The organism is Burkholderia sp. 22PA0106 (genome assembly GCF_047497155.1).
In the GTDB taxonomy this organism is placed as follows: domain Bacteria; phylum Pseudomonadota; class Gammaproteobacteria; order Burkholderiales; family Burkholderiaceae; genus Burkholderia.
The window spans coordinates 1,609,788-1,623,344 of record NZ_CP163162.1 but is presented as its reverse complement, the minus strand read 5'-3'; the positions used below and the strand labels follow the sequence as shown (position 1 = coordinate 1,623,344).

The window sequence follows — 13,557 nt, the reverse complement described above, 5'->3', positions numbered from 1 at the left end:
GATTATGGGGACGCAGCCCGTCGACGCTCAACATGCTATAGGCGTCAGACGCGCACCGGGCGTGGCGGCCCGGCGCGGCGAAACGAGAAGAGGACGAGAAGCGCGGCACGGTCGCGCCGCGCGATGCAAGCCGAGGCTCAGGCCGTCAGTTCGTCGGCGGCCGGCCGTAACAACAAGGCGATCGGCACCTCGAACGCGTTGGCGAGCTTCTCGACCGTGACCAGCGAGGCGATCACCTCGCCGCGCTCGATCTCGCCGACATACGAGCGGTTCAGGCCCGCGTGCTCGGCCAGCAGCTCCTGCGACCACGCGCGCGTCTCGCGCAGGCGCCGCACGGCAGCGCCGAATTGCCGGACCAGTTGCGTCATGAGGCGGCCTCCGACGTGGCGGCTTGCGTCGCCTGGGCGGCTTGAGCGGCCTTCGGTGCCGGCCGCGACACATCGGTGGACGGCACGGCCTGCGTCACATGGCTGCCCGGCGGCACGTCGTGCGTGAGCCAGACGTTGCCGCCGATCACCGAGCCGCGCCCGATCGTGATGCGCCCGAGAATCGTCGCGCCGGCATAGATCACCACGTCGTCCTCCACCAAGGGATGACGCGGCAGCCCTTTCTCCAGGTTCCCGGCCGCGTCGCGCGGAAACCGTTTTGCGCCGAGCGTCACCGCCTGATAGATGCGCACGCGCTCGCCGATGATGGCCGTCTCGCCGATCACCACGCCCGTGCCGTGATCGATGAAGAAGCCCGCGCCGATCCGCGCGCCGGGGTGGATGTCGATGCCGGTATCGGCATGCGCGCGCTCGGCCAGCATCCGCGCGAGCAGCGGCAGGCCGAGCCGATACAGTTCGTGCGCGAGCCGGTAGTGCAGGATCGCGAGCACGCCCGGATAGCAGAGCAGCACCTCGTCCACGCTGCCGGCGGCCGGATCGCCGTGGAAGGCGGCCAGCACGTCCTCGTCGAGACGCGTGCGGATCTCGGGCAACTGTTCGGCGAACGCCTGCACGGCTGCGCGCGCGGCGGCCTCGGTGGCGTCGCCGCTGTCGCGGTAACGCGCCGCGTAGCGCAGTTCGAGCCGCGCCTGCGAGAACAGCGCGTTCAGCGCCGCGTCGAGCGCGTGCGCTACGTAGAGGTCCTCACTTTCCTGGCGCAGGTCGGGCGGCCCGAGCCGCATCGGAAACAGCACGCCCTTGAGCGCGTCGACGATGCCGCCGAGCGCCTCGCGCGACGGCAGATCGCGCCCGCCCGGCTCGATCAGGCGCCGCTGGCGCTCGCGCCAGCCATGCCGCGCCGCATGCAGCGAGCGGACCACGTCGTCGATGTCGAATGCTGCCACGTTGGGATCCTCGTTCAATCAGATGCGCGATCTGCGCGGGTTCATCAATCCTGTATCCACGGCAGGCCGCGAAACCGCCAGCCGTTGTGGGCGCCGCGCCGCTGCGCGTCGTCCAGTTCGCCCTCGAAGCCTTCGAGCACGTTGTAGACCTGCGTGAAGCCGGCCTTGGCCGCCGCGTCGGCCGCCAGCGCCGAGCGCTTGCCGCTGCGGCACAGCAGCAGGATCACGGCGTCCTTGCCGCCGGCCTTCGCTTCCAGCTCGCGCACGAAGCGCGGGTTGCGCGTCAGGCTGGTGCCGGTGGCCCAGGCCACGTGCTGCGAGCCGGGCACGTGCCCGACGAACTTGCGCTCCTCGCCGGTGCGCACGTCGATCAGCAGCGCCTCGCCGGCGGTGGCCAGCGCCCAGGCCTGCGCCGGGGCAATGCCGCCGCCGTAGCGCAGGCCCTGCTCATGCGCCGCCGTGCGGGCTTGTTCAAGAATGTCGTGCGCTTCGGTCGTCAATGTCATGGGTTCCTCCTTGCGGTCCGGTTCCGTGCTGTCGCACGGCAACGTGACGGTCCGGGTGCGGCATCGCTGCCGTCTATAGCCGTCAACGCCACTGTGCTATCGCGAGGCGCCGGATGAGAACCAATCAATTGTCATTTCCAAAGCAGCAACGTACGAAACGCCGCGCGGCCCTGGCCACGGCCGCCTCGATGCCTCGACGCTTCATCACGCCATCACGATATGACGCGCCGTGGTGACCGCGAACCAATCAATTCGCCTAAGGTTATGCGGCGCGCCAGCCGCGCCACGGCACCCGTCGCATAAAAACGTCAACGCGCCCCGTTTCGCTTCATTGTGTTTTCGATAAGGAATTCTCAAGACCTTCGGAAGCGGATGTTCGATTTCCATTATCGATGCGGGCGCAATCATTTCATTCGGCATCCATACGTTTTATCCAGCGTCGCGCGAGCGCTGCGAGAAGCATGCCCACAACCATGAAATTCTGCTTTGCTATTCCCGGAACATTGCTTCGTGCAGCGGCGGCGCGTCCCTAGCATCGGGTTCCTTTCCCACTCGCGATCAAGACAAAAGGAATCGTATGTTGAAGAAAACCCTGGCGCTCGGCCTCGTCTCCGCCACTTCCGTTGCGGCGCATGCGCAAAGCTCGGTCACGTTGTACGGCATCGTCGATGCGGGCATTGCGTATACCAATAACCAGAAAGGCGGCTCGAACATCCAGCAGTCGAGCGGCAAGCTGTCGGGCAGCCGCTGGGGCCTGAAGGGCACCGAGGATCTCGGCGGCGGCCTGTCGGCCGTGTTCACGTTGGAAAGCGGCTTCCGCACCAACGACGGCACGCTGGGCCAGGGCGGCCGCATCTTCGGCCGCCAGGCATTCGTCGGGATTGCGAAGCAAGGCATCGGCACGCTGACGTTCGGCCGCCAATACGAGCCGCTGTCCGACCTGGTCGCGCAATACTCGGGCTCGGGCTTCTGGTCGCCGGCCACCCACGTGGGCGACAACGACAACCTGAACCAGACGTTCCGCATCAACAATGCCGTGAAGTTCCGCAGCGATACGATCGCCGGCTTCACCGTCGACGGCCTGTATGCGTTCAGCAACCAGCCCGGCTCGGGTGCGGGCACCGGCTTCGGCAACAACCGCGCGTGGGGCATCGCCGCCAACTACGCGAACGGCCCGCTCTCGCTCGGCGCGGGCTACGTGGTGCTGAACCATCCGAATTCGACCAGCAATACCGGCGGCGCCGTGGGCGGCGCCAGCACCACCGCGGGCGACGACTACAGCGGCGGGTTCTTCTACGGCCTGAACGGCGGCGTGGCCAAGCAGCAGATCACGGTGGCCGGCGCGAACTATACGTTCGGCGCGACGATCCTCGGTTTCGCGTGGAGCCACACGCAACTGAACTATGTTGACGGCTCCTCGCGCCGCCTCAACAACTACGACGTCAACGCGCGCTACCGCGTCACGCCGGCCACCACGCTGATCGGCGTCTACACGTTCACCGACGGGCGCGCGAGCAGCTTGCCCGGCTCGGGCGGCGGCACGCTCAAGCCGCGCTGGCACCAGTTCACGCTGGGCGTGGATTACGCGCTGTCGAAACGCACCGAGCTTTATCTGTCGGGCGTCTACCAACTGGCGTCCGGAAGTGGAAGCACGGCGGTGGCGGGCAACGGCTATCAGTCGATCGCGGCGATCGCGGACGCGGGCACCGCCTCGTCGAACAACCGCCAGGTGGCGGTATTCAGCGGCATCCGCGTGAAGTTCTAAGCGAACAGACGAGCCGGCGCAATCGCGCCGGCTCGCTGCATGTCGTTGAGTTCTCCTGCGCTTTTCTCCATTTCCCGGCGCGAAAGCAAATCAGAAATGCTTGTTTGCGATCGGGCAAACGCTCGACAAGAATGATTCGTCCCGGTTGATCGACACCGCGAATCGATCCGACTTCCTCCCCATTCCGCATCCGGCCTCACCGCCGCTCCGAGGATCCATGCCGCTCCTTTCCACGCCCCGCTTTCAGTCCCGTTCGTTGATCCGCCTGCTGCTGCGCCCCGTGCTGCTGGCCACCGCCCTGACCCTGAGCGCTGCCGTGGCCCACGCCGCCGCGCTGGACACCATCCGCATCGGCGTCGCCGAACAGGGCGCGGGCGACCCGCCCACCTTCGGCAGCAATCCCGGCGCGGTCGTGCAGCAACAGAAGCTGCTCGAAAAGGAGTTCGCGCGCGAGGGCATCCGCATCCAGTGGCTGTTCTTCAAGGGCGCGGGGCCGGCCGTCAACGAGGCGATCGCCGACAAGTCGATCGACTTCGCGCTGCAAGGCGACCTGCCGGCCGTGCTGGCCCGCGCCAACGGGCTGAAGACGCACCTGATCGCGGCCGTGGGCGTGCGCAGCGGCATCAAGATCGGCGTGCCGACCGGCTCCGACATCCACACCGTGAAGGACCTGAAGGGCAAGCGCGTCGCGATCTTCCGGGGCACCAACCTGCAACTCGTGATCGACAACGTGCTGGCCGCCAACGGCCTCGACGAGCGCGACCTGCGCGTGATCAACCTCGATACGTCGAGCGCGCTGGCCGCGCTGGCCTCGAAGGGCATCGACGCGTCCGTCACCGATTACCACCTGTCGAAGCTGGTCGATTCGGGGCTGGCCAAGATCATCTATCAATCGCAGGACCAGGGCCTGCAGTTCACGCGCCAATCGCACTTGCTGGTGCTCGACGATTTCGAGCAGGCGCACCCCGACATCGTGCAGCGCGTGGTCAACGTGTTCGTGACCGCCGCGCGCTGGGCGTCCGACGAAGGCAATCGCGACGCGCTGCTGAACACCTGGGCGAAGACCGGCATCCCCGTATCGTCGTGGGCCGCCGAATTCCCGGCCGGCACGCTGAAGTCGCGCGAGTCGCCGCTGCTCGACCCGTTCTTCGTGGCGCGCTACACGGCCGTCGCGCAGGACGCGTTGAAGCTCAAATTGATTCGCCATCCTGCCGATGTCAACGGCTGGATCGAACCGAAGTATCTCGACCAGGCGCTCAAGGCCCAGCATCTCGAACACTACTGGCCGAGCTACGACGCGTCGGGCAAACCGCAAACCTGAGCACGCCCCCGGGAGCCGTGATGAGCGATACCGCGATTTCGATACGCGAGCGCGGCGACCAGGCCGCTGCTGCTGACGCACCGCGCGCGAAAGCCGGCCTGCGCCGCCGTGCCGCCGCGCTCGGCTGGATCATCGCGCCGTGGCTGCTGCCGGCCGTGCTGTTCGCGCTGTGGACGATCGGCTGCGAGCGCGGCTGGATCGCGCCGCAAATCCTGCCGCCGCCCGAGGCGGTGTGGCAGACGCTCGCCGAACTCGCACGCAGCGGCGATCTTCTGAGCAACACCAGGATCAGCCTGCAACGCGTGCTGTTCGGCTTCGCGGCCGGCTCGCTGGCCGGCTTCGCGATCGGCGCGTGGCTCGGGCTGTCGCGCACCGCCGAGGCCTACGTGCTGCCGAGCTTCAACGCGATCGTGCAGATTCCGGTGCTCGGCTGGCTGCCGTTCCTGCTGTTGCTGGTGGGCGTGGGGGAGCCGCTCAAGATCATCCTGATCGCCCACGCGGCGCTGGTGCCGGTGGCGATGAGCACGCTGCAGGGCTTTCGCGAAACGCCGCCCGCGCTCGACGAGGCCGCACGCGTGTTCGGCTACAGCCGCCTGCAACGCATCGTCCACGTGGTGCTGCCGGCCGCCGTGCCGACGCTCGCGACCGGCGTGCGGCTCGGGTTCACGAAGGCCTGGCTCGCGCTGGTGGTGGTCGAACTGGTGGCGTCCTCGGAAGGCCTCGGCTACCTGATCGTGTACGGGCGGCAGTTGTTCCAGCTCGATCTCGTGATGGCGGCCGTGGTGATCGTCGGCGCGATCGGTTATGCGATCAACCGCCTGCTCGATGCGCTGGAAGCACGGCTGCGGCGCGGCCGAGCCTCCGCGTTCCGGGCCTGAATCGCGCCCGCATCGAATCGTTCCGTTTTCCAGGCCGGGAGCCTTGCGTCATGACATCGTTCGCATTCCTCAAATCCTCGCCGGGCCGCTGGCGCGTGCCCGACCTGCGCGGCCTCGTGCTGCCCCTCGCGGCGCTCGCCGCCTGGTGGCTGATCGCCGCCACGCATCGCGGCCACGCGGGCCTGCTGGTCAGCCCGGCCGATGTGCTGCACACCGCGCGCGAGCAGATCGCGAGCGGCGCGCTGGCGCGGGCGCTGTCGGCGTCGCTCGCGCGCGAGTTCGCGGGCTTCGCGATCGGCACGGCCGCCGGCCTGCTGCTCGGCACGGCGCTCGGCCTGTCGCGGCTCGCCGCGCGCGTGATCGGCCCGACCTTCGATACCTTCAAGCAGATCTCGCTGTTCGCATGGATTCCACTGATTTCCGTGTGGTTCGGGCTCGGCGACACCGCCAAGGTGGTGTTCCTGTCGCTGGCCGCGCTGCTGCCGGTGGCCGCGCACACCTGCGACGGCATCCACGCGGTGCCGCGCGCCTACGTGGAAGTGGCGCGCACGCTGCGCTATTCGCGCTGGCAACTGATCCGCCATGTGATCGTGCCGGCCGCGCTGCCGTCGATCTCCACCGGCCTCTATCTGGGCCTGATCTATTCGTGGCTCGCCACGCTCGGCGCCGAATACCTGCTGGTGGCGGGCAGCGGCATCGGCAACACGCTGATCGACGGCAGCGAGCAGTTCCGCATGGATCTCGTGCTGTTCGGCATCCTCGTGGTCGGCATCACCGGCTGGGCGCTCAATGCGGGCGCACGCGCCATCGAGCGCCGGCTGCTCGCGCGCGGCCGGGCCGCCCGCACCGCCATCGATTCGTCCTCGCCACTCAGGGAAGCCGCATGACTCTCGACCTGTCCGATTCGCTCGATTCGCTCGACATCCAGCATGTCCGCAAACGCTACGCGCCGCACGGCGCGGGCACCCAGGCGCTCGACGTGCTCGACGACATTTCGTTGCACGTGCGCGGCGGCGAATTCGTCAGCATCGTCGGCGCGAGCGGTTGCGGGAAATCCACGCTGCTGCGCCTGATCGCCGGGCTCGACGTCGATTACGACGGCGAGATCCGCGCCGGCGGCGAGCGCGTGCGCGACACTTCGCTGCAGCGCGGCATCGTGTTCCAGGATCACCGGCTGTTTCCCTGGCTGAACGTCACGCAGAACGTGGAGGCCGCGCTGCGCAATTCGCCGCTCGACGCGAAGGCGCGGCGCGCGGCCGTGGCCGAGCACATCGCGCTGGTGGGCCTGAACGGCTTCGAGCAAGCCTACCCGAGCCAGTTGTCGGGCGGCATGGCGCAGCGCGTGGCGATCGCGCGCGGGCTCGTGAACCGGCCGCGGCTGCTGTTGCTCGACGAGCCGTTCGGCGCGCTCGATGCGCAAACGCGCACGCGCATGCAGCACGAATTGCAACGGATCTGGCAGCAGGAACGCATCACCATGATTCTGGTCACGCACGACGTGGACGAAGCCGTCTGGCTCGGCGATCGCGTCGTGACGATGGCGCCGCGCCCGGGCCGCATCGCGCGGATCGTCGACGTCGGCCTGCCGCGCTCGCGCGACCGCAATGGCGCGGCGTTCGCGCAGTTGCGCGACGCGATCCTCAGCGATCTCGGCGACGACGACGCCACCGCGCGCATCACGCCGCCCGTGGCCGCCCCGCCGCTGCCGGCCGGCAACTGGCGGCTGGCCTGGTGAGCACCGCCCTCTGCACACAGCCGCTCGTTCGCGCGCCGGCGTCTATCGATACGACGAATCGTCAGTTCCGGTTTGCCGCGCGCGCTGCTTGAATATCCGAACCGCTTTCCCCACCGAAGGAGACACCCCGATGTCCGACGTTCAGATCGCCCCCTCGTCGCAACACGCCGCCCCCCGCCACGCTGCCCGCACGCAGGCCTCGCCGCTCGAATTGCGGCGCGTCGCCGGCCGGATCGGCGCGGAAGTTTCGGATGTCAAACTATCGGGCGAGATCGACGACGCCACGTTCGACGCATTGCTCGATGCCCTGCACACGCACAAGGTGCTGTTCTTCCGTGGCCAACAGCACCTCGACGACGCCGCGCAGGAAGCGTTCGCGCGCCGCTTCGGCGAGACGGTGGCGCACCCGACCGTGCCGTCGGTCGACGGCAGCGCCGGCCTGCTCGAACTCGATTCGGCCCACGGCGCACGCGCCAATTCCTGGCACACCGACGTGACGTTCGTCGACGCCTACCCGAAGGTGTCGATCCTGCGCGCGGTGGTGATTCCGCCGGCCGGCGGCGACACGGTGTGGGCCAACACGGCCGCCGCCTACACCCACCTGCCCGCCTCGCTGCGCGAGCTGGTGGACACGCTCTGGGCGCTGCACACCAACGCCTACGATTACGCCGCCTCGCATGTGAACGCCGATCCGGATCAGCTCAAGCGCTACCGCGAGGTGTTCACGTCCACCGTCTACGAAACCGAGCACCCGGTGGTGCGCGTGCACCCGGTCACGGGCGAGCGCACGCTCGTGCTCGGCCACTTCGTGCAGCGCCTCAAGGGCCTGTCGGCCAGTGATTCGGCGCACCTGCTGCAAGTGCTGCACGAACACGTGACGCGCCTGGAAAACACCGTGCGCTGGAGCTGGCGCGAAGGCGACGTGGCGATCTGGGACAACCGCGCCACCCAGCACTACGCGATCAACGACTACGGCGACGCGCGCCGCGTGGTGCGCCGCGCCACCGTGCACGGCGACGTGCCGGTCAGCGTGGACGGCCGCCGCAGCGTCGTGCTGAAGGGCCGCGACGCCACGCTGCAATGACGCGTGCGCGCGATTCGGCCGCCAGCCGCGCCGGGCCGGCGCGGCGGCGTCCGCCCTTGCCGCGCGTTGGCGCGACGGCCCGCTGCCGTACCACGGCGGGCCGCCGCATGATGTTTCGGTTGACTGAATTGTCTGGCGACGCCGATCCCGACGCCGCCTGTCCGCCCCGCCCCGAACGGAGAATCCGCATGAACCAGGCCGTATCGTCGTCGCTCGACGTGATTCCGCTATCCGCGCATATCGGCGCGGAAATTCACGGCGTCGACCTGACCCGCCCGCTGGAGGCGCTGGAAATCGCCGCGATTCGCGGCGCGTTGCTGAAGTGGCGCGTGGTGTTTTTCCGCGAGCAGTTCCTGACGCACGAGCAGCACGTGGCGTTCTCCGCACAGTTCGGAGAACTGACGCTCGGCCACCCGGTGTTCGGTCATGTCGACGGGCATCCCGAGGTCTACTCGATCGGCAAGCATCGCCAATCGACGCGTTTCGAGGGGCAGCCGGTGCGCCGCCCGTGGACGGGCTGGCACACCGACGTGACGGCCGCCGTCAACCCGCCGTGGGCGTCGATCCTGCGCGGCGTGACGATTCCGCCGTACGGCGGCGACACGCAATGGACCAACCTCGTGCGCGCCTACGAAACGCTGTCCGCGCCGATCCAGCGCCTCGTGGACGGCCTGCGCGGCATCCACCGCTTCACTCCGCCGGCAGGCGCCAGCGCCACGGCCGGTTACGCCGAGGCGGTCGAGCGGCGTGCGCTCGTGACCGAGCATCCGCTGGTGCGGATTCATCCGGAGACGGGCGAGCGCGCGCTATATGTCAGCCCGAGTTTCCTCAAGTCGATCGTCGGCGTGAGCGCGCGCGAAAGCCAGGCGTTGCTGGAATTGCTGTGGGAGCACGTCACGCGGCCCGAGTTCACGGTGCGTTTCAAGTGGGAGCCGCGCAGCCTGGCGTTCTGGGACAACCGCTCGACCGCGCATCTCGCGCCGACCGATATCTTCGATCTCGACTTCGACCGGCAGTTGTATCGCACCACCCTGGTGGGCGACGTGCCGGTGGGGCCGGACGGGCGGGCCTCGGTGGCGATCGAGGGCACGCCGGTGGGCGCCGCCGCCGCGGTGGCGTTGAATTGACCCGACCGATTGACTCGATGACCCGGCATCGAGGCACGCGCGATGCGCGCCTCGATTCACTCGATCAGAAGAACGCGCCGGTCGGCGGCAGCACGCCGTTCAACTGGTTCTGCCCGAGAAAGCGCTCCTTGTAGAGCCGCGGATTGTGCGAGGCGATCACCTTGATGTTGCGCCAGTGGCGGTCGAGCCCGTTGCGGCGCGACACCACCGAGCCGGAGCCGAGATCGATCAGCCAGCTCGCGATTTGCGGTGCCAGTTCGTCGATCACCACCTTGGCCTCGGCAGCCGACAGCGAGGCCGCCAGCACCGCGTCGTATTCGGCATCGGTGCCGATCGCATCCCACGCCTGCTGGAGCTTCGCGATGGTGCGATCGATGGTCGCCTCGACGCTCGCCGCATACGCGCGAATCCGCCCGAGTTGCGCCTGCAACACGGCCTCGTCCGACGGATGCGCGGCCTCGCCGTGATAGAAGTTGCGGCCCCGGCTGCGCAGTACATCGGTGGCGTCCGCCGCGATGCGCCGCACAATCCCGGCGATGCAGTTCGTCAGGTACACCTGGTGGAACGTGAATTTCCACGGCGCGGCGCCCTCGCGATCGGGCGGATCGAGCGGGTGCACGTTCGACGCGGGCACCGCCACCTCGCGAAAGCGCGCCGTGCCCGAGCCGGTCAGGCGCTGGCCGAAGCCCTGCCAGTCGTCGTCGTTCGCCACGCCCTCGCCGCGCGCCAGCACGTACTGCACCGTTTCGCCGCGCCGGCTTTCGACCGCCGTGCCCACGAATGCATCGTTGTACAGATTACCGGTGGCGTATACCTTGTCGCCCGAGCCGATATAGGCGTCGCGCTGCGCATCCCATTCGAGGCGGTTCAGCACCCGCGTCGGGCGCGCACCGGCTTCCTTGACGTCGCTTTCGGTAAAGCTCAGGCCCACCGTCTGCCGCCGCCCGGCGATGCCGAGCACCTGCGCATGGAACGGATGCGCGGGCCGACGCAGCGCCGCCTCGATCTGGAAGAAGTGATTGCGGAACGCGTGCGCGATGTTCGAATCGGCCGCGGCGATATCGCGCGCCACCGCGAACAGCTCGGTCAGCGACAGCCCGTGGCCGCCGGCATCCGTGGCCAGCCGCAGCGCGCCCGCGCCGGCCGCCTTCAGCGCGGCGATCTCGGCATGAGGCAACGCCTGCGTCAGGTCGCGCGCGGCGGCGGTGCGGCCGATCTCGGCCAGTTGCGCGGCGAAGCCGAGCCGCACGGACAGCGCAGAAAGGTACGGCGGCACGCTCGCGGCGGCATCCGCCACGGGCAAAGCCACCGGTTCCGCCTGCGGCTGCGTCGCCTGCACGCCGGGCCGTTCGAGATCGGCGGTGAAATCGGTATCGGACATGATCGATCGGTCTCCGTGAAATGTGAGAGCAACGGCCGCTCAGGCGGCCGCGTCGAGCGCGCCGTTGCCCACCCGCGCGTCGTAGCGCGGCAGCCCGAGGTTGTCGCGCAGCGTCGTGCCTTCGTAGGCGGTACGGTAGCGGCCGAGCTTCTGCAATACCGGAATCACCTCGTCGGCGATCAGGTCGAGGCCGGTGGGCTGCACGTCGATGTTCAGGTTGAAGCCGTCGGTGGCCTGCGTGTCGAGCCAGTGCACCATGTCGTGCGCGAAACCTTCAGGCGTGCCGACGAAAATCCGGTGCCCGCCCGTGATGTTCGAGAACAGCAGCTCGCGGATATTCCATTCGTTCTGCTTCGCTTCGTTGAGCATCTCGTTGCGATGCCAGCGCGACGCCACCGGCACCTGGTCGGCGTTCGCCTCGGTGGCCGCGTACGGGATCGGCCCGTCGAGGTCGGCCAGCAACGCCGGATCGACGGCCAGATGGCGCGCCAGCTCCTTGCGCAGCGCGACCGAATCGAGCAGGTCGTCGAGCCCGCGCTTGTGCCGGCGCGCTTCCTCGTCGGTCGAGCCGAGGATCGGGAACAGCCCCGGCATCACCAGCAGATGATCGGGATTCCTGCCATAACCGGCCGCCAGCGTCTTCACCTCGCGGTAGAACGTGCGTGCGCCTTCGATGATCCGTTGGCCCGTAAACAGCGCATCCGCGTAGCGCGCGCCGAACGCGCGGCTGTCGGCCGACTGCCCGGCCTGGAAGATCACCGGGCGGCCCTGCGGCGTTTCCGGCACCGACAATGCACCGCGTGCCGAGAAATGCTCGCCGCGAAAATCGAGCTTGCGCAGCTTCGACGGGTCGAGATACACGGTGGTGTCAGGGTCCGCCACCACGGCCTCGTCGGGCGTGCTGTCCCAGAACGCCGTGACGATCTTCACGAACTCCTCGGCGCGCTGGTAACGCACTTCCTGATTCCAGCCGTGCTCCACGCCGTACGCGTCGAGCGCGGGCGGGTTTTGCGAGGTGATCACGTTCCAGGCCGCGCGGCCGCGGCTCATGTGATCGACCGACGCGATCTGCCGCGCGATCGTATACGGATGGCCGAACAACGAGGTGGTCGTGCAGACCAGCCCGATGTTGCGCGTGTGCGCGGCCAGATGCGCGATCAGCACCGCCGGATCGAGCGCGCGCCACGGCCGTATGTAGGATTCCGATACAAGCCCGCCGGGGCCGTCGGCCAGGAAGATCGCGTCGAGCAGCGCGCGTTCGGCCGATTTCGCGATCGTCACGAAGTGATCGATGTCGGTCGACAGGTGGCGCTTGTCGTCGAACGTCTTCCAGGCCGCGTCGTGGCGGCCCGAGGCGAGGACGTTGACGCCGAGGCGCAGATGGCGAGGTGCGGTCATGGTGATCTCCCGGTCAGACGCGAACGCAGTAATCGCCGACATTGACCTTCGAGCGAATGATCTGGCGCTCGGCCAGCCAATCCGCGGCGCGCTGGAAGCGGGCACGGAACTCGGTGTCGTCGGCTTCGTAGAACTTGTTCTGGCGCTTCAGGCTCGTCAGGTAGTCGCGCACCGGGTTCGGATAGCCCGCATCCTCCTGGGCGATCTTTTCGGACTCCACCGCATGCGTCGATTGCCAGTTGCCCACGCTCACGTAGGCGTCGATCACCGCGCGCACCAGCGCCGAATTCTCCTCGCTGAACTTGCGGCGCGTGACAAGCGAATTGAAATCGATCAGGAAATTCAGGTCGCGGCCTTCGTTGAAGATGTCCTTCGAATCGGTCGCGAAGCGCGCGATATCGACGGCCGGCGACCACATCGACCACGCATCCACCTTGCCTTGCGCGAAGGCGGGGCCCGCATCGGGCGGGTTCAGATAGACGAACTCCACCTTGCTGCGGTCGATGTGGTTCTGCTCCAGCGCCGCCACCAGCAGGAATTCGCCAAGGCCCGAGCGGTTGATCGCCACCTTCTTGCCGACCAGGTCGGCCACAGAATTGATGCCGCTCGACTTCTTCACGATGATCGCGGTCGAACGCGGCGAGTAGATGTTGAACTCGTTGAACACCAGCGGCGCGCCGGCCAGCATCGCGGCGAGAGCCGGCGTCGTCGAGCCCCAGAAGCCGAAATCGGCGCTGCCGCCGATCACCGCCTGCAGCGACGGCGCGTGGTTCGGGAACGGGCCGACCCATTCGACCTTGATGCCCTGCCCGGCCAGCGTCTTCGAGAAGGTGTCGCTCTGCTTGGCCAGCAGCGACAGGCTGCCGTGGCCCCAGCCGATCCGCACCGTGTCGGTGTTGCGGGTCAGCTTGGCGGGGGCTGCCGCGAACGCGGCGGCGGGCAGGATGCCGGTGGCCGCGCCGGCCAGCAGGCCGCCCGCGGTGCGCAGCAGATGGCGGCGGCTCAACGTGAAATCGTTCATGCGTGTTCCTT

The 13,557-nt window shown here is 68.2% G+C and carries 13 protein-coding genes; 7 read left to right on the top strand and 6 right to left on the bottom strand.

Features of this window, described 5'->3' with window-relative positions; genetic code table 11:
* Window positions 1-137: 137 nt before the first annotated feature.
* Genes AB4850_RS06915 through AB4850_RS06905 form a run of 3 tightly spaced genes read right to left on the bottom strand, consistent with a single transcriptional unit; the run spans window position 138 to window position 1,836 of the window.
* Complete coding sequence (locus tag AB4850_RS06915; protein ID WP_414441865.1) at window positions 138-368, bottom strand: helix-turn-helix domain-containing protein; 231 nt, start codon at window positions 366-368, stop codon at window positions 138-140.
* Entirely contained in the window at window positions 365-1,330 is a 966-nt protein-coding gene (gene epsC, locus AB4850_RS06910; RefSeq protein ID WP_414441864.1) for a serine O-acetyltransferase EpsC, read from the bottom strand. Before epsC ends, AB4850_RS06915 begins: the two co-directional genes overlap by 4 nt.
* A gap of 44 nt (window positions 1,331-1,374) precedes the next feature.
* Window positions 1,375-1,836, bottom strand: a complete 462-nt coding sequence (locus AB4850_RS06905; RefSeq protein ID WP_414441863.1) for a rhodanese-like domain-containing protein — start codon at window positions 1,834-1,836, stop codon at window positions 1,375-1,377.
* Between the two features lie 577 nt (window positions 1,837-2,413).
* Between AB4850_RS06905 and AB4850_RS06900 the strand changes: the two genes are divergently transcribed.
* The 7 genes from AB4850_RS06900 (at window position 2,414) to AB4850_RS06870 (ending at window position 9,746) form a co-directional block, all read left to right on the top strand.
* Entirely contained in the window at window positions 2,414-3,601 is a 1,188-nt protein-coding gene (locus tag AB4850_RS06900; protein WP_414441862.1) for a porin, read from the top strand.
* Between the two features lie 217 nt (window positions 3,602-3,818).
* On the top strand, window positions 3,819-4,922 hold the full coding sequence (locus tag AB4850_RS06895; RefSeq protein WP_414441861.1) for an ABC transporter substrate-binding protein: 1,104 nt from the start codon (window positions 3,819-3,821) through the stop codon (window positions 4,920-4,922).
* 20 nt (window positions 4,923-4,942) lie between these two features.
* Window positions 4,943-5,800 carry an ABC transporter permease gene (locus AB4850_RS06890; protein ID WP_414441860.1) on the top strand — a complete coding sequence of 286 codons (858 nt, stop codon included), beginning with the start codon at window positions 4,943-4,945 and terminating at the stop codon, window positions 5,798-5,800.
* A gap of 50 nt (window positions 5,801-5,850) precedes the next feature.
* Window positions 5,851-6,687 carry an ABC transporter permease gene (locus AB4850_RS06885; RefSeq protein WP_414441859.1) on the top strand — a complete coding sequence of 279 codons (837 nt, stop codon included), beginning with the start codon at window positions 5,851-5,853 and terminating at the stop codon, window positions 6,685-6,687.
* Window positions 6,684-7,535 carry an ABC transporter ATP-binding protein gene (locus AB4850_RS06880; protein ID WP_414441858.1) on the top strand — a complete coding sequence of 284 codons (852 nt, stop codon included), beginning with the start codon at window positions 6,684-6,686 and terminating at the stop codon, window positions 7,533-7,535. The genes AB4850_RS06885 and AB4850_RS06880 overlap by 4 nt, the downstream gene beginning before the upstream one ends.
* 130 nt (window positions 7,536-7,665) lie before the next feature.
* Window positions 7,666-8,619 carry a TauD/TfdA dioxygenase family protein gene (locus AB4850_RS06875; protein ID WP_414441857.1) on the top strand — a complete coding sequence of 318 codons (954 nt, stop codon included), beginning with the start codon at window positions 7,666-7,668 and terminating at the stop codon, window positions 8,617-8,619.
* 188 nt (window positions 8,620-8,807) lie between these two features.
* Complete coding sequence (locus AB4850_RS06870) at window positions 8,808-9,746, top strand: TauD/TfdA dioxygenase family protein (RefSeq protein WP_414441856.1); 939 nt, start codon at window positions 8,808-8,810, stop codon at window positions 9,744-9,746.
* A gap of 64 nt (window positions 9,747-9,810) precedes the next feature.
* On the opposite strand, the gene AB4850_RS06865 is transcribed toward AB4850_RS06870, so the two are convergent.
* Genes AB4850_RS06865 through AB4850_RS06855 form a run of 3 tightly spaced genes read right to left on the bottom strand, consistent with a single transcriptional unit; the run spans window position 9,811 to window position 13,546 of the window.
* The gene (locus tag AB4850_RS06865) at window positions 9,811-11,127 is read right to left on the bottom strand and encodes an acyl-CoA dehydrogenase (protein WP_414441855.1); all 1,317 of its coding nucleotides are present in this window, start codon (window positions 11,125-11,127) and stop codon (window positions 9,811-9,813) included.
* A 39-nt stretch (window positions 11,128-11,166) separates the two neighbouring features.
* Window positions 11,167-12,525, bottom strand: coding sequence for an NtaA/DmoA family FMN-dependent monooxygenase (locus tag AB4850_RS06860; RefSeq protein WP_414441854.1), 1,359 nt, complete (start codon window positions 12,523-12,525; stop codon window positions 11,167-11,169).
* A gap of 13 nt (window positions 12,526-12,538) precedes the next feature.
* Complete coding sequence (locus AB4850_RS06855) at window positions 12,539-13,546, bottom strand: NrtA/SsuA/CpmA family ABC transporter substrate-binding protein (RefSeq protein ID WP_414441853.1); 1,008 nt, start codon at window positions 13,544-13,546, stop codon at window positions 12,539-12,541.
* Window positions 13,547-13,557 lie beyond the last annotated feature (11 nt).